We start from the raw sequence: 19,190 nt of genomic DNA, 5'->3' as shown, positions 1-19,190 counted from the left end.
CCTGTCAACGGCGGCCCGGATTCCGGACGTCGGTGGCCGCGGCGCTGTCCGTGCGGGCGCGTACGCTCGCTCGCATGGGTCTGAATACGTCTGCCGAAGCTCCGCTGCCCGTCGGTGAGGTGTCGCGGCTCATCGGGGGGTGGATCGACCGGCTCGGCGCCGTGTGGGTGGAGGGGCAGATCACGCAGTTGTCGCGGCGGCCGGGCGCGGGGGTCGTGTTCATGACCCTGCGCGACCCGTCGTACGACATCTCCGTGAGCGTGACCTGCTACCGGCAGGTGTTCGACGCGGTCGCGGATGTCGTCGCCGAGGGCGCGCGGGTCGTCGTGCACGCTAAGCCGGAGTGGTACGCGCCGCGGGGGCAGCTGTCGCTGCGGGCCGCGGAGATAAGGCCCGTCGGGATCGGGGAGCTGCTCGCGCGGCTGGAGATGCTGAAGCGGTCCCTGGGGGCGGAGGGGCTGTTCGCGGTGGAGCGGAAGAAGCCGCTGCCGTTCCTGCCGCAGCTGATCGGGCTGGTGTGCGGCCGGGCCTCGGCGGCCGAGCGCGACGTGCTGGAGGTCGCGCGGCGGCGCTGGCCGGCGGTCCGCTTCGAGGTGCGGAACGTCGCCGTGCAGGGCGGGCACGCGGTGCCGCAGGTCGTCCAGGCGGTCCAGGAGCTGGACGGGCTGCCGGACGTCGACGTGATCGTCGTCGCGCGCGGCGGCGGCAGCGTGGAGGACCTGCTGCCGTTCTCCGACGAGCAGCTCGTGCGGGCGGTCGCCGCGTGCCGTACGCCGGTGGTGTCGGCGATCGGGCACGAGCCGGACTCGCCGCTGCTGGACCTGGTCGCGGACCTGCGGGCGTCCACGCCGACGGACGCCGCCAAGAAGGTCGTGCCGGACGTCGGCGAGGAGCTGGAGCGCGTGCACGCGCTGCGGGAGCGGGCCCTGCGGACGGTGCGGGGCCTGCTGGACCGCGAGGAGCGGGGCCTGGCGCACGCGCTGCACCGGCCGGTGATGGAGCACCCCCAGCGGATGGTGGACGAGCGGGCGGCGGAGGTCGACGCCCTGGTGGCGCGCAGCCGCCGGGTGCTGGGGCACCTGCTGGACCGGGCCGACTCCGAGCTGTCGCACACCCGCGCGCGCGTGGTGGCGCTTTCGCCGGCGGCGACCCTGGAGCGGGGGTACGCCGTGCTCCAGCGCGCGGACGGCGCGGTGGTGCGCTCGCCGGAGGAGGTCGCGCCGGAGGAGGAGCTGCGGGCGCGCGTGGCGGAGGGCGAGTTCGCCGTGCGCGTGACCGCCGACGGTGTCGTACCCCGCCCTTAGGGTGGTGCGCATGGCAGCCAACACGACGGACACGGACACCGGTACGGGCCCCGGCGCGGACTCGGGAGCCGGCGCGGGCGCGGGCGCGACCGAGGCGGCACTCGGATACGAGCAGGCGCGCGACGAGCTGATCGAGGTCGTACGCCGCCTGGAGGCGGGCGGCACGACGCTCGAGGAGTCGCTGGCGCTGTGGGAGCGGGGCGAGGAGCTGGCGAAGGTGTGCCGCCACTGGCTGGAGGGCGCCCGCGCCCGCCTGGACGCGGCGCTGGCGGAGCAGCGGCCGGAGCGCGACGACCGCTGAGGACGGGCGACCGGATACCGGGATACACGGAGAGCGAGTGACATGGATCACTCGGACCCCGATTTAGTTGAAAGTTAACACATCCCGGAGGTACGGTCGGGACATCGCCTGATACCCGCACCACGAAAGGCACCAGCATGTCCCTCGTTCTCGACGCCGCCGCCCAGGACCTCCTCTTCCGCGAGGCCCGGACGGCCAACACCTTCACCGACGAGCCGGTGACCGAGGAGCAGGTGCAGGCGATCTACGACCTGGTGAAGTACGGCCCCACCGCCTTCAACCAGACCCCGCTGCGCGTCGTCCTGGTCCGTTCCGCCGAGGCCCGCGAGCGCCTGGTGAAGCACATGGCCGAGGGCAACCAGGCCAAGACCGCCTCCGCCCCGCTGGTCGCGATCCTCGCCGCCGACAACGAGTTCCACGAGGAGCTCCCGCAGCTGCTGCCGCACTTCCCGCAGGCCAAGGACATGTTCTTCGCGGAGCGCCCGGTCCGCGAGCAGTCCGCCGCCCTGAACGCCGCCCTGCAGGCCGCGTACTTCATCGTCGGCGTCCGCGCCGCGGGGCTCGCCGCCGGCCCGATGACGGGCTTCGACTTCGCCGGCGTCCAGAAGGAGTTCCTGGACGGCGACCACACCCCGCTGATGGTGGTCAACATCGGCAAGCCGGGCGAGGACGCCTGGTTCCCGCGCAGCCCGCGCCTCGCCTACGACGAGGTCGTCACGACCGTCTGAGCCGTACCGCCCTGTGGGCCCCGAGCGCCGCGCGCTCGGGGCCCACAGGCGTTCACGCCTTCTTCGGGGCCTTCGGGGTCTTCGGCGAGGTCAGCGCCGCCGCCATCTCCGCCAGCCGCTCGTACGACGCCGTGCCCGTCACCACCGTGGTGACGCCCTTGTCGCGCCGCACCAGCGCGTCGTACTTCGGCCCTTCCCAGCGCTGCCACACCTCGCCGCCGACCTGCTGCGTACGGCCCGTGTCCCGCGCCTCGTGGCTCACCTCGGCGATGAACTTCTCCGGCCTCGCCGTCGACTGCTCCACCGCCACGTACTGCCGGTCCGGCGTGTCCGGCGACAGGAAGCCGAGGTGCCAGGAGTTGCCCTCCGCACGCTCGTACGAGACCGAGGTCGGCGTCCACCCCTTGGCGAGGCCCTCGGGGGCCAGCACGGGGTACGGGGCAGCGCGCTGGGCCGTCACCAGCTCGACGCGGTAGTCCACCGGCTTGACGGGGTCCGCGTTCTCGTCGTGCGGGATGAAGAAATAGATCACGCCGGAGGCGGCCAAGATGACCGCCATCGACTGGAACATCCCGCGCACTGTCCGGTTGCCTCGCATACCTGCCACGCCCCCTATGGTCGCATCAGCGTGGCCTGCTCATACGTGGGCCCCTCTGCTCAATATGTCGACCTACCGATAGAGTCGCAGCACCCTCTTCACCACTTGCGGCCGTCGCCGTACAGAAAGGTGCGTACCGATGACCGACAATCATCTGCCGTCCGAGCTCGTGGTCTCCCCCGAGGCTCCTGACCGCAACCTCGCCCTCGAGCTGGTCCGGGTCACCGAGGCCGCCGCGATGGCCGCCGGCCGCTGGGTCGGCCGCGGGGACAAGAACGGCGCCGACGGCGCGGCGGTGCGGGCCATGCGGACCCTCGTCTCCACCGTGTCGATGAACGGCGTCGTCGTCATCGGCGAGGGCGAGAAGGACGAAGCCCCGATGCTGTTCAACGGCGAGCGCATCGGCGACGGGACCGGCGCCGAGTGCGACATCGCCGTGGACCCGATCGACGGCACCACGCTCACCGCGAAGGGCATGCCCAACGCCATCGCCGTCCTGGCGGCCGCCGACCGCGGCACCATGTTCGACCCGTCCGCGGTCTTCTACATGGACAAGCTCGTCACCGGCCCGGAGGCCGCCGACTACGTCGACATCAACGCCCCGGTGTCCGTCAACATCCGCCGCGTCGCCAAGGCCAAGCACTCCTCCCCCGAGGACGTCACGGTCGTCATCCTGGACCGCCCCCGCCACGAGGGCATCATCAAGGAGATCCGCGAGACGGGCGCCCGCATCAAGTTCATCTCGGACGGCGACGTGGCCGGCTCCATCATGGCCGTACGCGAGGGCACCGGCGTCGACATGCTCATGGGCATCGGCGGCACCCCCGAGGGCATCATCAGCGCCTGCGCGATCAAGTGCCTGGGCGGTGTGATCCAGGGCAAGCTGTGGCCGAAGGACGACGAGGAGCGGCAGCGCGCGCTCGACGCCGGCCACGACCTGGACCGCGTGCTGTCCACCAACGACCTGGTCAGCGGCGACAACGTCTTCTTCGTCGCCACCGGCATCACCGACGGCGAGCTGCTGCGCGGCGTGCGCTACCGCGCCGAGACGGCGACGACGTCGTCGCTCGTCATGCGCTCCAAGTCGGGCACGATCCGGCAGATCGACTCGACGCACCGGCTGTCGAAGCTGCGCGCGTACAGCCAGATCGACTTCGACCGGGCAAAGTAACAGCGCCGAACCATGGCGAGTGAGCCGAAGGGGAGCGGCGGTGTCGAAAGGGAGAACGCGCGGAGGGTCGTGAGGAACTGGGGGTCCCCCCGGCCGAAGGCCAGGGGGAGACCCGAGCACATTCGACCGTCGGCACCGGCTTAGGCGCCCCGGAGGAGAACCGAGCCCTCAAAAAAGACGAAGAGGGGCGCCCCCATGTGCGGTGGGAGCGCCCCTTCCCGTACGGGCCGGGCGGTGGCCGTCAGGACGGTGGCCGTCAGCCCGCGGCGGCGATCTGCCGGCCCGTCGAGGCCGCCGCCTTCTTGAGTTCGACCTCGCGGCGCCTGCGCCGGGCCAGCACGACGCGGCGCTCGGCCGCGGTCAGGCCGCCCCACACGCCGTACGGCTCGGGCTGGAGCAGCGCGTGCTCCCGGCACTCGACCATCACGGGGCAGCGCGCGCAGACCCGCTTGGCGGCCTCTTCGCGGGCCAGCCGGGCGGCCGTGGGCTCTTTGGACGGGGCGAAGAACAAGCCTGCTTCGTCCCGGCGGCACACCGCCTCGGTGTGCCACGGCCCGGCCTGGTCCTCTCGCGCGGGAAGGCGCGGGGCAGGGACGGCGGCGACCTGGAGGGGCTGATGCGGCAGTTGCAGCACGGTCTACTCCTGACGACGGCTTCGCGAGCGAGAGACGATGCAGCAAGGCTTACCCGTTGTGCGCGCGCCTATGCCGTGCGTGGCGTTCCGGTCCGGCAGGTGGGATTCCGGTCGGCTGAAAGCCGCCGCAGGGCAGGTCGGCCCTGCCGGGACGGGTCGGCCCGGCGTCAGTGGCCGAGGTGCTTGCGCATCCGGTCGTGCAGGTCGGCGATCCGCTTGCCGCGCTTGGGGCGGACCTCGGCGCTGCCGAAGACCGCCGCGCCGTTGACGACCACGACCGGGGCCTCGGGGTCGGTGGCCTCCAGGGCGGTCACCTCGAAGGTGCCGAAGACGCCCGTGCCGCCGCCGCGCAGGGTGATGTTCTCGGGGACGCGGACCTCGACGCTGCCGAAGACGGCGACGGCGTTGAGGGTGGTGAGCCGCTGGGTGAAGATCGCCTCGCTGAGGTCGATCTCGACGCTGCCGAACAGCGAGAAGGCGTGGGTCCGGCGGCCCACGCGCCAGCGGCCCTTGCGGATCGTGCTGGAGAAGACCGCGATCACCTTGTCGGCGGGCCCGGTGTCCTCGTCGGGGTCGTGGGCGTAGGCGTACGACGGCGGGGTCGCCGGCCGGCCCGGCGGACGGGCGGCCTGTGCGGCGGGCAGGTCCCGTACGAGCGGTTCCAGCTCTCCCATGGTCTTGGCCCGGTAGACGGCGTCGATCCGCTCGGCGTGCTCTTCCGGGTCGATCCGGCCCTCGGCCAGGGCCTCCCGGAGGATGTCCGCGATCCGGTCCCGGTCGGCGTCCGAGGCCCGTAGGGCGGGCGGCTCGGCGGGCGCGGCTGCGGGCGCGGGCGCGGCCGGCTTCTGGGGCTGCTTCTCGAAGTCCACGGAACCAGCCTGCCAGACGCGATACATCGCGACCAGTCCCCGTGCACCGTGGCGCCGGCCCGGTGCGCCGTGGTGCCGAGGTGCCGAACCGGCGCAATCGACTCCGGCAACTGAGCCTTACCTCACAGGTTCGGGCGGCTCGGGGCGTTCTACGCTTGTGGGCGCGCTGCCAATGGAGGCGGCGCCACCGCCCGCCGAGTGAGGAATGGCCGTAATGCCAGAGTTTGCGTACTCCGATCTGCTCCCGCTGGGAGAGGACACCACGCCCTACCGCCTGGTGACCTCCGAGGGTGTCTCCACCTTCGAGGCCGACGGCCGTACGTTCCTCAAGGTCGAGCCGGAGGCGCTGCGCAAGCTCGCCGAAGAGGCGATCCACGACATCCAGCACTACCTGCGCCCCGCGCACCTCGCGCAGCTGCGCAAGATCATCGACGACCCGGAGGCGTCGAGCAACGACAAGTTCGTCGCGCTCGACCTCCTCAAGAACGCGAACATCGCCGCCGCCGGCGTCCTGCCCATGTGCCAGGACACGGGTACGGCCATCGTCATGGGCAAGCGCGGGCAGAACGTCCTCACCGAGGGCGAGGACGAGAAGGCCCTCTCGCGCGGCGTCTACGACGCGTACAAGAACCTGAACCTGCGCTACTCGCAGATGGCTCCGCTCACCATGTGGGAGGAGAAGAACACCGGCTCCAACCTCCCCGCCCAGATCGAGCTGTACGCGACGGACGGCGGCGCGTACAAGTTCCTGTTCATGGCGAAGGGCGGCGGCTCGGCCAACAAGTCGTTCCTCTACCAGGAGACGAAGGCGGTCCTCAACGAGGCCTCCATGATGAAGTTCCTGGAGGAGAAGATCCGCTCCCTGGGCACCGCCGCGTGCCCGCCGTACCACCTCGCGATCGTCGTCGGCGGCACCTCCGCCGAGTACGCGCTGAAGACCGCGAAGTACGCCTCCGCGCACTACCTCGACGAGCTGCCGGAAGAGGGCTCGATCCTCGGGCACGGCTTCCGCGACAAGGAGCTGGAGGAGAAGGTCTTCGAGCTGACGCAGAAGATCGGCATCGGCGCGCAGTTCGGCGGCAAGTACTTCTGCCACGACGTGCGCGTGGTCCGCCTGCCCCGGCACGGCGCGTCCTGCCCGGTCGCCATCGCCGTCTCCTGCTCGGCCGACCGCCAGGCCGTCGCCAAGATCACGGCCGAGGGCGTCTTCCTGGAGCAGCTGGAGACCGACCCGGCGCGCTTCCTGCCGGACACGACGGACGAGCAGCTCGCCGAGGAAGGCGACGTCGTCAAGATCGACCTCAACCAGCCGATGGACGACATCCTCGCCGAGCTGACCAAGTACCCGGTCAAGACCCGGCTCTCGCTGACCGGCCCGCTGGTCGTGGCGCGCGACATCGCGCACGCCAAGATCAAGGAGCGGCTGGACGCGGGCGAGGAGATGCCGCAGTACCTGAAGGACCACCCGGTGTACTACGCCGGCCCGGCCAAGACCCCCGAGGGGTACGCCTCCGGTTCCTTCGGCCCGACGACGGCCGGCCGCATGGACTCGTACGTGGAGCAGTTCCAGGCGGCGGGCGGCTCCAAGGTCATGCTGGCCAAGGGCAACCGCTCGAAGCAGGTCACGGACGCGTGCCACGCGCACGGCGGCTTCTACCTGGGCTCCATCGGCGGCCCGGCGGCGCGCCTCGCGCAGGACTGCATCAAGAAGGTCGAGGTCGTCGAGTACGAGGAGCTCGGCATGGAGGCGGTCTGGAAGATCGAGGTCGAGGACTTCCCGGCGTTCATCGTGGTGGACGACAAGGGCAACGACTTCTTCCAGGACCCGGCCCCGGCGCCGACGTTCACGTCGATCCCGGTGCGCGGGCCGGGCCTGGCGTAGCACGCGGACCCCGTACGGGCCCGGTCACCTCGCGGTGGCCGGGCCCGTCCGCGTCCGTAGCGGTTACGCGAACCGCTGCTTCGCCGAGCCGTCGCACGGCTGGAGCTTCAGCGGGTCCTTCGCCGCGCCCAGGGTGAGGCACAGCGAGGGGGCCGCCGCCGGGCGCAGGGTGGCGTCCTGGCGGACGAACTGCTGGTTCGCCGCGCCGGAGCAGTTCCACAGGACCAGGGCCTTGCCGGCGGTGTACGCGGCGCCGGGGACGTCCAGGCAGCGGTCGTGCGTCAGCTCCGTGCGCAGGGACTTGCGCGCGCTGTCGTACCACCAGTTCTGGTTGCGGCCGCCGTGGCAGTCCCAGCCGCCGACCGCCGTGCCGTTGCGGGTGACGGAGGCGTTGACGTCCAGGCAGGTGCCGGTGGCGGCGTTGCGCAGCGGCTTGAACCTGTCGTCCCAGGCGCCCGGGATCAGCTCCGGCCTGCCCGTGGAGGCCGGGTCGGCGCAGCTCGCCTCCCGTACGCCCGCGCCCGCCTGGTAGAGCTGCGTGAGGCAGGAGGCGAAGGCGGCGTGACCGGCGGCGTTGGGGTGGAAGGACTGGCGGACGGAGTTCTCGTCCGGCAGGCCCGGCTTGGAGAGGTCGATGTAGAGCCCGCGCGCCCAGGCGCCGTCCATGCAGACCTCGTGGCCGTGGAAGAGCCGGGAGTTGTCGAGGTAGACGGCTCCGGTGCTCGCCGCGGCGCGCCGCATGCCGCGTTCGAAGGCGGGGACGGCGGTGTTGCGGCCCCAGACGGTGTCGGAGTCGTAGCCGAGACCACCGCAGGCGATCTTGGTGGTGAAGCCGGGGTTGTCGTAGAAGTCGGGGCCGATGGGGCTGGGGTAGCCCATCGCCACGAGCTTGTAGTCACTGTCGGCGTATCCGGCGTCGCGCATCACGGTGCGCAGGTCGCGGAGGGTCTGCTCGACCTTGGGGACGAGGCCGTCCACGCGGGCCTGCCAGCCGGGCGCGTACTTGGGCTCGCAGGGGCCCTGGAAGGTCAGGTAGCGCACGACGCAGTCGGTCATCACGGGCCCGAACTGGAGGTCGTCGTTGGCGCCGGCCACCAGCAGCACCATCTTGATGCGGGTGTTGCGTGCCTTGATGGCGAGGCTGTCGCTCTGGACCAGTTCGTCGGCGTACTGCTTGCTGCCGCCGATGCGGATGTTGGCGGTGGAGGCGCCGGAGCACGCGACGTTGTACGTGACGTCGGCGGGGATGCCGGTGCGGTGGATGGCCGCCTCGGGCGAGCGGTGGCACCAGTTGTCGGGGCCGTTGGTGGGCGGTTCGTACGTACCGACGCCCTCGCCGGATATCTCGCTGTCGCCGAGCGAGATGAGCCCGGTCTTACGCTCGGCGAGCGGACGTTCCTCGGGGCTTCCGTACAGCGCGGTGGCCTCGGCCGCGCGGATCCGTTCCAGTTCGGGCGGAAGGGGTACGGATGCGGTGGTACGAGGGGCTTGCGCCGCGGCGTTCGCGGGTGACGTGGCGGCCGTCATCCCGGCGAGCGCGGCGGCGAGCGCGGCCACGGCCGCGACGGGTCCTCGCACCCGGTGACTGGTGCGCGTCATTGCGCCTCCTGGAAGTGGGGTTACCCACGGTTTTTACTGGCCGGTACGCACCTTGGGAATACGCGGAACAAGACAAGTGCTCAACTTTCGCAGGAGGCTGACGACATGACGGATGCGCCGGAGTACCGGATCGAACACGACTCCATGGGAGAGGTGCGGGTCCCCGCCCACGCCAAGTGGCGGGCCCAGACCCAGCGGGCGGTGGAGAACTTTCCCGTCTCCGGCCAGCGCCTGGAGCGCGCCCACATCGAGGCCCTGGCCCGCATCAAGGCCGCCGCGGCCAAGGTCAACGCCGAGCTCGGGGTCCTGGACAAGGAGATCGCGGACGCCATCCAGGAGGCGGCCGCCGAGGTCGCCGAGGGCCGCTGGGACGAGCACTTCCCGGTCGACGTCTTCCAGACCGGCTCCGGGACCTCCTCCAACATGAACACCAACGAGGTGCTCGCGACCCTCGCCGGGGAGCGGCTCGGCGCGAGACTCGGCCGCCCGGACGCCGTCCACCCCAACGACCACGTCAACGCCTCGCAGTCGTCCAACGACGTCTTCCCCTCCTCCATCCACATCGCGGCCACCGCCGCCGTCACCAGGGACCTCGTCCCGGCCCTGGAGCACCTCGCCGCCGCCCTGGAGCGGAAATCGGCCGAGTTCGCCGACGTCGTCAAGTCGGGCCGTACGCACCTGATGGACGCGACGCCCGTGACGCTCGGTCAGGAGTTCGGCGGCTACGCGGCCCAGGTGCGGTACGGCGTGGAGCGGCTGCGCGCCTCGCTCCCCCGCCTCGCCGAGCTGCCGCTGGGCGGCACGGCGGTCGGCACCGGCATCAACACCCCGCCCGGCTTCTCCGCCGCCGTCATCGCCGAGGTGGCCCGCGCCACCGGGCTGCCGCTGACCGAGGCGCGCGACCACTTCGAGGCGCAGGGCGCGCGCGACGGGCTCGTGGAGACGTCCGGTCAGCTCCGTACCATCGCCGTATCCCTCACGAAGATCGCCAACGACCTGCGGTGGATGGCGTCCGGGCCGCGCACGGGCCTGGCCGAGATCAACCTCCCCGACCTCCAGCCCGGCTCGTCGATCATGCCGGGCAAGGTCAACCCGGTCATCCCCGAGGCCGTGCTGATGGTCGCCGCGCAGGTGACCGGCAACGACGCGACGGTGGCGGTGGCCGGAGCCGCCGGGAACTTCGAGCTGAACGTCATGCTCCCGGTCATCGCCAAGAACCTGCTGGAGTCCATCCGGCTGCTCGCCGCCGCCTCCCGCCTCCTCGCCGACCGCACGGTCGACGGGATCACCGCCAACCGCGAGCGGGCGCGCGAGTACGCCGAGTCCTCGCCGTCCGTGGTCACGCCGCTCAACAAGTACATCGGTTACGAGGAGGCCGCGAAGGTCGCCAAGAAGTCGCTGGCCGAGCGGAAGACCATCCGCGAGGTCGTCCTCGAGTCGGGCTACGTGGAGCGCGGGGACCTGACGCTCCAGCAGCTTGACGAAGCCCTCGACGTACTGCGCATGACCCGCCCCTGACCTGCGGGTTCGTACGCCGCCGACCTCGCTTGCGGTGATCCGCGCCGCAGCGGGGCGGGGGAGGGGGGTCCTAATATCTGCACATGACAGCCGAGACGACGGGACGACGCGGGGCGGGATCGGGTGCGGACGGGCGCTGGGCGCCCGGTACGCGGATTCTGTGGCGGTACCTGGACAACGGCGGCGACGGCGTCCACATCTGCCGGCCCGTGACCGTCGTCCAGGACACCGACGACCTCCTCGCCGTCTGGATGGCGCCCGGCACCGAGTGCGTCAAACCCGTGCTCGCCGACGGCACTCCCGTGCACGAGGAGCCGCTCGCCACCCGCTACACCGCGCCGCGCACCACCACGCGCACCCGGTGGGCGGGCAGCGGCGTGCTCAAGCTGGCGCGGCCGGAGGAGCCGTGGTCGGTGTGGCTGTTCTGGGAGCGCGGCTGGCAGTTCCGCAGCTGGTACGTCAACTTGGAGGAGCCCCGCCGGCGCTGGTCCGGCGGTGTCGACTCGGTCGACCACTTCCTGGACATCTCGGTCTTTCCGGACCGTACGTGGCTGTGGCGTGACGAGGACGAGTTCGCGCAGGCGCAGCGCAGCGGGCTGATGGGCCCCGCGCAGGCGCGGCGGGTGCGGGAGGCGGGCCGGGCGGCGGTCGAGGTGATCCGGGCCTGGGGCACGCCGTTCGCGGACGGCTGGGAGGACTGGCGGCCCGATCCGCGCTGGACGGTTCCGGAACTGCCCGCGGACTGGGATCGCAGCCCGGCGCAGACGGCTCCGTGAGACCCTTGATGCGCCCCTGGGGGTCAAACGTAGGATCGTCCTCCGCAAGGCCGCGTGTCCGTAACGACTGAGCACCGAGCAGGACCTGACCGTAAGTCATCCATGAGGGGGTGGAGCGTGCCTGATCTGCGCACGGATCCCCCGCCCCTTGTCAACGCCGCCCTCAGAGCGGGTATAGCGCCTGACAGAGCGATTGCATCGCCCAACCGGCCCGGATGGACGGAATCCCACGCGTGACGGAGCATCCCACGTCCCATGACGGCAGGCAGCCGCTCGCTGCCCGCCCGCAGGAGCGCACCCGGACGCGGCAGGAGGCGCCCCCGGCGGCGCCCGCCGCACCCGCGGCGCCCCCTGCAGGCGCGGGTGCCGGTGCGCGGCGCGACCACGCGCCGGTGGCCGCGGCGGCGGGCGCCGCGGTGCCCGGGTGCCGGTGCGGGCACGGCTCCGACGACGTACAGGCGGCGAGAGCCGCGGCGGCCCCGTCCGGGCAGGGGCGCGACGGCGGTGACGGTGGCGGCGGGAACGGCCGACGGACGGGCGCGGCGCCCGCCGGTGGGCGTGGGGACGGAGGCGGCGGCGTGGTCGCGGCGGCAGGAGGGCTCGGGGGGCTCGGGGGCGTCCCCGCGCAGACGGGGCACGGGCACGGGCCGGACGGCCACGAACCGGCGGTTCACCAGGCGGTGGGGCGCGAGCCGGCCGCCGGCCGGGATCCCGCCGGTCGCGAGCCGGCCGGTGGTGTGCGCGAGCCCGCCGCCCACGAGCCCGTCGGCACCGCGCGGCGCGAGGGCGACCGGCTGCGGTTCGTCGGGGCCGCCACGCGGCGCATCGCGCGCGGCATAGACCTCGACGAGATCGTGCTGGGCCTGTGCCGGGCGACCGTGCCCACGTTCTCGGACGCGATCCTCGTCTACCTCCGCGACCCGCTGCCCGTCGGGGACGAGCGGCCCGTCGACCCGTTCGTGCTGCGGCTGCGCCGCACCGACCGGCTGCGTTTAACGGACGACGACTCCGAGTTCGCGCTGGCGATCGCCCCGGACACCGACCTCGACCTCGGGCCGGCCGCCGAGCTGTGCGAGGTGCGCCCCGGCGGCGCGCTCGCCGAGGTCCTGCGCGGTGTGCGGCCCGTCTTCGGGGACTCCGCCGCCGCGCGCGCCGCGCTGCCCGAGCTGCTCGGCGACGGCCGTTCCGTGCCGTCCGGCCACCGCGCGATCCTCGCGCCGCTGCGCGGGCGGCGCCGGGTCATCGGCGCGGCGGTCTTCCTGCGCCGCCCGGACCGGCACGCCTTCGATCCGAACGACCTGCTGGTGGCGGCGCAGCTGGCCACGCACACCGCGCTCGGCATCGACAAGGCGGTGCTGTACGGGCGCGAGGCGTACATCGCGGACGAGCTCCAGCGCACCATGCTGCCGGAGAACCTGCCGCAGCCGACGGGCGTGAAGCTCGCCTCCCGCTACCTGCCGGCCGCCGAGACGGCCCGGGTCGGCGGCGACTGGTACGACGCGATCCCGCTGCCCGGCAGCCGGGTCGCGCTGGTCGTCGGCGACGTGATGGGCCACTCCATGACGTCCGCGGCGATCATGGGCCAGCTGAGGACCACCGCGCAGACCCTCGCCGGGCTCGACCTGCCGCCGCAGGAGGTGCTGCACCACCTCGACGAGCAGGCCCAGCGGCTCGGCGAGAACCGCATGGCGACCTGCCTGTACGCGGTGTACGACCCGGTCGCGCACCGGATCACCATCGCCAACGCCGGCCACCCGCCGCCGGTCCTGCTCCACCTCGGCGGGCGGGCGGAGGTGCTCCGGGTCCCGCCGGGCGCGCCCATCGGCGTCGGCGGCGTGGACTTCGAGGCGGTCGAGCTGGACGCCCCGGCCGGGGCGACGCTGCTGCTCTACACCGACGGCCTGGTCGAGTCGCGGCTGCGCGACGTCTGGACGGGGATAGAGCAGCTGCGGGAGCGGCTCGCCGCCACCGCCCAGCTGACCGGCCCGGACCACCCGCCGCCGCTGGAGGCGCTCTGCGACGACGTGCTCGACATGCTCGGGCCCGGCGACCGGGACGACGACATCGCGCTGCTCGCCGCCCGCTTCGACGGGATCGCGCCGAGCGACGTCGCCTACTGGTTCCTGGAGCCGGAGGACGCGGCGCCCGGGCGGGCGCGCCGCCTGGCGCGGCGGGCGCTGGCCCGCTGGGACCTGGAGGAGCTGTCGGACAGCGTGGAGCTGCTGGTCAGCGAGGTGGTCACCAACGCGGTGCGGTACGCGGAGCGGCCGGTGACACTGCGGCTGCTGCGCACGGACGTGCTGCGCTGCGAGGTCGGTGACGACTCTCCGCAGCTGCCGCGCCAGCGGCGGGCGCGCGACACCGACGAGGGCGGGCGCGGGCTGTTCCTGGTGAACCGGCTGGCCCGGCGGTGGGGCGCGACGCGTCTGTCGACGGGCAAGGTGGTGTGGTTCGAGCTGCCCACCCGCGTGTGACGGTACGACGAAGGCCGGGCCCCTCGCGCGGAGGGGCCCGGCCTTCGTCGGCTCATGGGCCGTACGTCACGGCCTGGGCGGCTTGACGTCGCCCGGCTTCGCCGGTTCGTCGACGTCCCCGCCCGGGTCGCCGTCGTCACCGCCGGTCGCGCCGTCGGTCGGTTCACCGGTCGGCACGCCGGGCGTGGTCGGCGTACGCGTCGGCGTCGGCTCGTCCGCCGGTTCGCTGGGCTCCTCGGTCGGGGTCGAGGTCTCGCTCGGCTCCTCCGCGGGCTCGGACGCGTCGTCGGTGGGCTCCTCGGTCGGCGTGGGGCTCTCCGTCGGCGTGTCCGTCGGCTGCGGCTCGGAGACGACGGTGTCGGCGGCCTCCAGGTCGAAGCGGGCGTCGGAGCCGCCGCCGAGCGCGCCGGTGGTGTACTCGCGCCAGATCTTCGCGGGGACGCCACCGCCGTTGGCGCGGCCCGGGTTGATGGTGTCGGTCAGCGTGACCTGCCCCGTGCCGTCGGGCTTCTCGCCGAAGAGGCCGACCGCCGTGACCAGTTCGGGCGTGTAGCCGACGAACCACGCCGAGCGGTTGTTCTCCGACGTACCGGTCTTGCCGGCCGCCTGGTAGTTCCCGGCCGCGTTCACGCCGGAGCCGCTGGAGACGACGCCGGTCAGCGCCTTGGTGACGGTGTCGGCGGCCTCGCGGCTCAGCACCCGCTCGCCGATCGCGTCGACGGGCTCGACCCTGCGGTCCTTGTGCTCGGCGGACTGCACGATCGTCGGGGTGACCTTCTCGCCGTGGTGGGCGAAGGTGGCGTACACGCCCGCCATGTCCCAGGGGGAGGCGCCCATGGTGCCCAGCGACATCGCCGGCTGCGCCACGAAGGCGTCGCCGTCCTTCATGCCGAGGTCCAGCGCGGTCTTCTTCACCTTCTCGGGGCCGACGTCCACGATCATCTGGGCGTAGACGGAGTTGATCGAGCTGTTGGTGGCCTTCTGCACGGTGACGGGGCCGTAGCTCTGGTTGTTGAGGTTCTCGGGCGCGAACGGCGTGTCGCCGCCCTCCACGGGCCGCTTGCTGGTGCCGTCGTAGACGGTGCCGAGGCCTATCTTCCGACCGTCCTGGGTCGTCGCGCCGTTGTCCAGGGCGGAGGCGAGGACGACCGGCTTGAAGGTCGAGGCGGGCTGGTAGTCGCGGCGGGTGGCGTTCGACAGCCAGTGCTCGGTGGCGCCGATGCCGCCGTAGAGGGCCACGACCTTGCCGGTCTTCGGGTCGACGGAGGTGGCGCCGGCCTGGACGGTGGCGTCGGCCTGGTCGCCCTTGCGGTCGAGCTTCTCCTCCAGCTGGTGGTCGACCGCGGCGACGAGCTCCTTCTGGCGCTTCTCGTCGATGTTGAGCGTGATGGACCAGCCGCCGGCCTTCAGCTGCGCCTCGGGGATGCCCTGGCGCATGAGCTCCTGGTTGGCGGCCTCGACGAGGTAGCCGTTCGTGCCTTCCGCGCCGGGCGCGGCCTTCGGCTTGCCCGGCACGGGGAACTCCTGCTTCGCCCGCTCGGCCTGGGAGAGCCAGCCCTCCTCGACCATGTTGTCCAGGACGTAGTTCCAGCGCTCGGTGACGAGCTTGCGGCCGGTGGCGTTGGCGGAGGTCCAGTCGTACTGGCTGGGCGCCTGGAGGACGGCGGCGAGGTACGCGCCCTGGGCGACGTTCAGCCTGCTCGCGTCGACGCCGTAGTACGCCTGGGCCGCGGCCTGGACGCCGTACGCGTTGCGGCCGTAGTAGCTGGTGTTCATGTACCCGGCCAGGATCTCGTTCTTGTCGAGCCGCTGGTCGACCTTGAGGGAGATCACCAGCTCCTTGAGCTTGCGGCTGACCGTCGGGTCCTGGGTGAGGTAGTAGTTCTTGACGTACTGCTGGGTGATGGTGGAGCCACCCTGCTTGCCCTTGCCCGTGATGGTGTTGAGCACGCCGCGCGCGGTGCCCTTGATGTCGACGCCGGAGTCCTCGAAGAAGGTCTTGTTCTCGGCGGCGACGAAGGCGTACCGGACGTCCTTGGGGATCTTGTCGAGGCCGACGATCTCGCGGTTGACCTCGCCGGTGCGGGCGAAGATCTTGCCGTTGCTGAACTTGTAGACGTTGCTCTGCTTGGTCGCCATGGCGTTGGCGTCGGGGACGGGCACGAGCAGGTAGAGGACGTAGAAGGCGCCCATCACGAGCAGGCAGAAGCCGAAGAAGGTGCCCAGCAGCTTCTTCCAGGTGAAGAAGCGGCGTATGCCCCCGCCCTCGCTCTTCGTCCCGCGGGCTTTCGCTTGGCCCATCGCTTCGTCGCTCCGCTCTTCGTCGACCAGATCAGCAGCTCAGCAAACTAACACCGGGAGAACCGGCAAAACTCAACGGATCACGCCTTTTCGGGACGTGAGAATCAGCACCCGTGTCAATGGAACCGACTCCTGAGGATGCCGAACGGTTGCGATCACCGTTAAAGTGATATCAGTTTGCTAGACCTCACGAACGGGGGACACCCATGTCCGACACCACACCGACGCCCGACGCACCGGACACGCCCGAGGTCCCGGAGATGCCCGAGCCGAGCGTCCGGGAGTTCGCCGCGCACAGCATCGGCGGCGGCCTCGCCCTGCTCCTCGGCCTGGTCGGCCTGGCGGCCGGTGTCTGCCTGGTGGTCGCCGGCGCGGCGGTCGGCTCGACCGGCGCGAAGGTGGCGCTGATCCTCACCGGCGTCGCGGTCGGGATCGCGGCGTTCCTCGCCATGTGCGGGCTGAACATGGTGGCGCCCGGCGAGGCCCGGGTGGTGCAGCTCTTCGGGCGCTACCGCGGCACGATCCGCGACGACGGGCTGCGCTGGGTCAACCCCTTCACCTCCCGCCAGAAGATCTCCACGCGGGTGCGCAACCACGAGACGGCGGTCCTCAAGGTCAACGACGCGTACGGCAACCCGATCGAGCTCGCCGCGGTCGTGGTGTGGAAGGTCGAGGACACGGCGCAGGCGACGTTCGAGGTGGACGACTTCCTGGAGTTCGTCTCCACCCAGACGGAGGCGGCGGTACGGCACATCGCGATCGAGTACCCGTACGACGCCCACGACGAGGACGGCCTGTCGCTGCGCGGCAACGCGGAGGAGATCACCGAGAAGCTCGCCGCCGAGCTGCAGGCGCGCGTGCAGGCCGCGGGCGTGCACATCATCGAGTCCCGCTTCACCCACCTGGCGTACGCTCCGGAGATCGCCTCCGCGATGCTCCAGCGCCAGCAGGCGGGCGCCGTGGTGGCGGCGCGCCGGCAGATCGTGGACGGCGCGGTCGGCATGGTCGAGGCGGCGCTGGACCGCCTGGAGGAGCGGGACATCGTGGAGCTCGACCCGGAACGGAAGGCGGCGATGGTGTCGAACCTGATGGTGGTGCTGTGCGGTGACCGTGCGGCCCAGCCGGTGCTGAACACGGGCACGCTCTACCAGTGACCGAGCGCTCGCAGCGCAAGCAGGTGCTGCTCCGCCTGGACCCGGCGGTGCACGAGGCGCTGGCGCGCTGGGCGGCGGACGAGCTGCGCAGCGCCAACGCCCAGATCGAGTTCCTGCTCCGCAAGGCCCTCGCGGACGCGGGCCGCCTCCCGGCCGCCCCGGGCCCGCTCCCGCGCCGGGGCCGGCCGCCGAAGGCGGCGCGGCCGCAGCAGCCACCGGAGGAGCGGGGCTAGCGACCCGGGACCTCCGCCGGAAGTATCCGCACCGGCAGGTCCGCCATCGCCTCGCGCAGCGCGTCCGCCAGCTCCTCGAACTCGGCTTGCCGCGCCGCGCCCGTACGCATCGCCAGGGCGACCCGCCGCGACGGCGCCGGGTCGGCGAACCGGCCGGTCAACAGCCGCTCGTTGCGGCCGGTCTCGACCGTGACCGCCGTCCGCGGCAGCAGCGTCACGCCGAGGCCGCCCGCGACGAGCTGCACCAGCGTGGAGAGGCCCGCGGCGGTGGTGGTGACGGCGGCGCCGTCCTGGCGGCCGGCCTCACGGCAGATGTCCAGCGCCTGATCGCGCAGGCAGTGCCCCTCGTCCAGCAGCAGCAGCCGCAGCTCGCGCAGCGCCTCGCGGGGGATGTCGTCACGGCCGCCCAGCTCGTGCCCCTCGGGCGTGACCAGCACGAAGTCCTCGTCGAACAGCGGCAGTTCGGTGACCCCCGGCACCCCCAGCGGCACCGCGAGCAGCAGCAGGTCGAGCCGCCCCGCCGCCAGGCCCTCCAGCAGCGAGGAGGTCTGCTCCTCGTGGACCTGGAGGTCCAGCTCCGGGTAGCGCTCGTGCACCAGGCGCAGCACCGTGGGCAGCAGGTACGGCGCGACGGTCGGGATCACGCCGAGCCGCAGCACCCCGGTGAAGGGCGCGTGCGCCGCCTCCGCCTCCTCCATCAGCTCACCCACCGTGTCCAGCACGGCCTTGGCCCGTACGGCGAGCCGCTCACCCGCCGGGGACAGCAGCACCTTGCGTGTCGTACGCTCCAGCAACTGGACACCGAGTGCCTCTTCGAGGGCCGAAACCGCGCCCGAAAGCGCCGGCTGGCTCATGCCGATCGCCGCCGCCGCGTCCCGGAAGTGCAGATGCTCGGCCACCGCCACGAACGCGCGGAGCTGGGCCAGACTGGGCTGCTTACCCTTATATACGGACACCACTGATAACCACCTTCGATCAACACGACCCAGTCTAGCTATTTCACTGATCAATGCACGCCGTGCCATGCTGGGGCTCCGTTCAACCCCCACGGAAGACCTCAAAAGGGACTTCCCCGCTGCAAGGAGAGCGTGTGCTCACTGTCGGTGACCAGTTCCCCACGTACGACCTGACCGCCTGTGTGTCGCTGGAGAGCGGCAAGGAGTTCGCGCAGATCGACCACAAGTCCTACGAGGGCAAGTGGCGCGTGGTGTTCTTCTGGCCGAAGGACTTCACCTTCGTCTGCCCCACCGAGATCGCCGCCTTCGGCAAGCTGAACGACGAGTTCGCCGACCGCGACGCCCAGATCCTCGGTGTCTCGGGCGACTCCGAGTTCGTGCACCACGCCTGGCGCAAGGACCACGCCGACCTGCGTGACCTGCCCTTCCCGATGCTCGCCGACTCGAAGCACGAGCTCATGCGCGACTGCGGCGTCGAGGGCGAGGACGGCTTTGCGCAGCGTGCCGTCTTCATCGTCGACCCGAACAACGAGATCCAGTTCTGCATGGTGACCGCCGGCTCCGTCGGCCGTAACCCCAAGGAGGTCCTGCGGGTGCTGGACGCCCTGCAGACCGACGAGCTGTGCCCCTGCAACTGGACCAAGGGCGAGGACACCCTCGACCCGGTCAAGCTGCTCTCCGGCGAGTGACGA

General features: G+C 71.9%; 17 protein-coding genes. 11 read left to right on the top strand and 6 right to left on the bottom strand.

Going from position 1 to position 19,190, the window contains the following annotated elements:
• The first annotated feature begins 74 nt into the window (after positions 1–74).
• The 3 genes from xseA to ACZ42X_RS04770 all read left to right on the top strand — a co-directional run bounded on the left by xseA (position 75) and on the right by ACZ42X_RS04770 (position 2,333).
• Positions 75–1,304: an exodeoxyribonuclease VII large subunit gene (gene xseA, locus ACZ42X_RS04780; RefSeq protein WP_468284343.1), complete on the top strand. Its 1,230-nt coding sequence runs from the start codon at positions 75–77 to the stop codon at positions 1,302–1,304.
• 10 nt (positions 1,305–1,314) lie between these two features.
• The gene (locus tag ACZ42X_RS04775; RefSeq protein ID WP_468284341.1) at positions 1,315–1,605 is read left to right on the top strand and encodes an exodeoxyribonuclease VII small subunit; all 291 of its coding nucleotides are present in this window, start codon (positions 1,315–1,317) and stop codon (positions 1,603–1,605) included.
• A gap of 137 nt (positions 1,606–1,742) precedes the next feature.
• The gene (locus ACZ42X_RS04770; protein ID WP_468284339.1) at positions 1,743–2,333 is read left to right on the top strand and encodes a malonic semialdehyde reductase; all 591 of its coding nucleotides are present in this window, start codon (positions 1,743–1,745) and stop codon (positions 2,331–2,333) included.
• Positions 2,334–2,385: 52 nt separating this feature from the next.
• Here the strand turns inward: ACZ42X_RS04770 and ACZ42X_RS04765 are convergent, their stop codons facing one another.
• Complete coding sequence (locus ACZ42X_RS04765; protein ID WP_468285577.1) at positions 2,386–2,931, bottom strand: DUF4245 domain-containing protein; 546 nt, start codon at positions 2,929–2,931, stop codon at positions 2,386–2,388.
• Between the two features lie 139 nt (positions 2,932–3,070).
• Here ACZ42X_RS04765 and glpX point away from each other — a divergent pair, with 139 nt between their 5' ends.
• A complete protein-coding gene (gene glpX / locus ACZ42X_RS04760; protein ID WP_468284337.1) occupies positions 3,071–4,102 on the top strand; it encodes a class II fructose-bisphosphatase in 1,032 nt (343 codons plus the stop codon).
• A 256-nt stretch (positions 4,103–4,358) separates the two neighbouring features.
• Here glpX and ACZ42X_RS04755 read toward each other — a convergent pair whose 3' ends face one another.
• The gene (locus ACZ42X_RS04755) at positions 4,359–4,736 is read right to left on the bottom strand and encodes a WhiB family transcriptional regulator (protein ID WP_355359266.1); all 378 of its coding nucleotides are present in this window, start codon (positions 4,734–4,736) and stop codon (positions 4,359–4,361) included.
• A 167-nt stretch (positions 4,737–4,903) separates the two neighbouring features.
• A complete protein-coding gene (locus ACZ42X_RS04750) occupies positions 4,904–5,605 on the bottom strand; it encodes a DUF1707 SHOCT-like domain-containing protein (protein WP_468284334.1) in 702 nt (233 codons plus the stop codon).
• A 214-nt stretch (positions 5,606–5,819) separates the two neighbouring features.
• Here ACZ42X_RS04750 and ACZ42X_RS04745 point away from each other — a divergent pair, with 214 nt between their 5' ends.
• Positions 5,820–7,487, top strand: coding sequence for a fumarate hydratase (locus ACZ42X_RS04745; protein ID WP_468284332.1), 1,668 nt, complete (start codon positions 5,820–5,822; stop codon positions 7,485–7,487).
• 63 nt (positions 7,488–7,550) lie between these two features.
• Here ACZ42X_RS04745 and ACZ42X_RS04740 read toward each other — a convergent pair whose 3' ends face one another.
• Positions 7,551–9,086 carry a ricin-type beta-trefoil lectin domain protein gene (locus ACZ42X_RS04740; protein WP_468284330.1) on the bottom strand — a complete coding sequence of 512 codons (1,536 nt, stop codon included), beginning with the start codon at positions 9,084–9,086 and terminating at the stop codon, positions 7,551–7,553.
• A gap of 105 nt (positions 9,087–9,191) precedes the next feature.
• Between ACZ42X_RS04740 and ACZ42X_RS04735 the strand changes: the two genes are divergently transcribed.
• From ACZ42X_RS04735 to ACZ42X_RS04725, 3 genes are all read left to right on the top strand, one after another.
• Positions 9,192–10,604 carry a class II fumarate hydratase gene (locus ACZ42X_RS04735; RefSeq protein WP_468284328.1) on the top strand — a complete coding sequence of 471 codons (1,413 nt, stop codon included), beginning with the start codon at positions 9,192–9,194 and terminating at the stop codon, positions 10,602–10,604.
• Positions 10,605–10,687: 83 nt separating this feature from the next.
• Complete coding sequence (gene fomD, locus ACZ42X_RS04730; protein WP_468284326.1) at positions 10,688–11,380, top strand: cytidylyl-2-hydroxypropylphosphonate hydrolase; 693 nt, start codon at positions 10,688–10,690, stop codon at positions 11,378–11,380.
• 233 nt (positions 11,381–11,613) lie between these two features.
• Positions 11,614–13,854 (top strand): SpoIIE family protein phosphatase, encoded by a 2,241-nt coding sequence (locus tag ACZ42X_RS04725; RefSeq protein WP_468284324.1) that lies wholly within the window; start codon positions 11,614–11,616, stop codon positions 13,852–13,854.
• A gap of 66 nt (positions 13,855–13,920) precedes the next feature.
• Here ACZ42X_RS04725 and ACZ42X_RS04720 read toward each other — a convergent pair whose 3' ends face one another.
• Positions 13,921–16,155, bottom strand: coding sequence for a transglycosylase domain-containing protein (locus ACZ42X_RS04720; protein WP_468284322.1), 2,235 nt, complete (start codon positions 16,153–16,155; stop codon positions 13,921–13,923).
• 206 nt (positions 16,156–16,361) lie between these two features.
• Between ACZ42X_RS04720 and ACZ42X_RS04715 the strand changes: the two genes are divergently transcribed.
• Both ACZ42X_RS04715 and ACZ42X_RS04710 read left to right on the top strand, forming a co-directional pair.
• Positions 16,362–17,309, top strand: a complete 948-nt coding sequence (locus tag ACZ42X_RS04715) for an SPFH domain-containing protein (protein ID WP_468284320.1) — start codon at positions 16,362–16,364, stop codon at positions 17,307–17,309.
• Complete coding sequence (locus tag ACZ42X_RS04710) at positions 17,306–17,542, top strand: type II toxin-antitoxin system antitoxin (protein ID WP_468284318.1); 237 nt, start codon at positions 17,306–17,308, stop codon at positions 17,540–17,542. The genes ACZ42X_RS04715 and ACZ42X_RS04710 overlap by 4 nt, the downstream gene beginning before the upstream one ends.
• On the opposite strand, the gene ACZ42X_RS04705 is transcribed toward ACZ42X_RS04710, so the two are convergent.
• Positions 17,539–18,498 (bottom strand): LysR substrate-binding domain-containing protein, encoded by a 960-nt coding sequence (locus ACZ42X_RS04705; RefSeq protein ID WP_468284316.1) that lies wholly within the window; start codon positions 18,496–18,498, stop codon positions 17,539–17,541. The two genes, ACZ42X_RS04710 and ACZ42X_RS04705, sit on opposite strands and share 4 nt — an antisense overlap.
• 134 nt (positions 18,499–18,632) lie before the next feature.
• Here ACZ42X_RS04705 and ACZ42X_RS04700 point away from each other — a divergent pair, with 134 nt between their 5' ends.
• On the top strand, positions 18,633–19,187 hold the full coding sequence (locus tag ACZ42X_RS04700) for a peroxiredoxin (protein WP_361427695.1): 555 nt from the start codon (positions 18,633–18,635) through the stop codon (positions 19,185–19,187).
• The last annotated feature ends 3 nt before the right edge of the window (positions 19,188–19,190 follow it).

It is taken from the genome of Streptomyces sp. NPDC030862, assembly GCF_055571835.1.
This window is presented reverse-complemented; position numbering and strand designations above follow the sequence as displayed.

What these genes read in the sequence shown, in the direction of transcription:
- ACZ42X_RS04735 (WP_468284328.1), top strand. Translation starts at nt 9,192, where the DNA reads ATGACGGATGCGCCGGAGTACCGGATCGAACACGACTCCATGGGAGAG.
- glpX (WP_468284337.1), top strand. Translation starts at nt 3,071, where the DNA reads ATGACCGACAATCATCTGCCGTCCGAGCTCGTGGTCTCCCCCGAGGCT.
- ACZ42X_RS04740 (WP_468284330.1), bottom strand. Translation starts at nt 9,086, where the DNA reads ATGACGCGCACCAGTCACCGGGTGCGAGGACCCGTCGCGGCCGTGGCC.
- ACZ42X_RS04745 (WP_468284332.1), top strand. Translation starts at nt 5,820, where the DNA reads ATGCCAGAGTTTGCGTACTCCGATCTGCTCCCGCTGGGAGAGGACACC.
- ACZ42X_RS04770 (WP_468284339.1), top strand. Translation starts at nt 1,743, where the DNA reads ATGTCCCTCGTTCTCGACGCCGCCGCCCAGGACCTCCTCTTCCGCGAG.
- xseA (WP_468284343.1), top strand. Translation starts at nt 75, where the DNA reads ATGGGTCTGAATACGTCTGCCGAAGCTCCGCTGCCCGTCGGTGAGGTG.
- fomD (WP_468284326.1), top strand. Translation starts at nt 10,688, where the DNA reads ATGACAGCCGAGACGACGGGACGACGCGGGGCGGGATCGGGTGCGGAC.
- ACZ42X_RS04775 (WP_468284341.1), top strand. Translation starts at nt 1,315, where the DNA reads ATGGCAGCCAACACGACGGACACGGACACCGGTACGGGCCCCGGCGCG.
- ACZ42X_RS04715 (WP_468284320.1), top strand. Translation starts at nt 16,362, where the DNA reads ATGTCCGACACCACACCGACGCCCGACGCACCGGACACGCCCGAGGTC.
- ACZ42X_RS04765 (WP_468285577.1), bottom strand. Translation starts at nt 2,931, where the DNA reads ATGCGAGGCAACCGGACAGTGCGCGGGATGTTCCAGTCGATGGCGGTC.
- ACZ42X_RS04720 (WP_468284322.1), bottom strand. Translation starts at nt 16,155, where the DNA reads ATGGGCCAAGCGAAAGCCCGCGGGACGAAGAGCGAGGGCGGGGGCATA.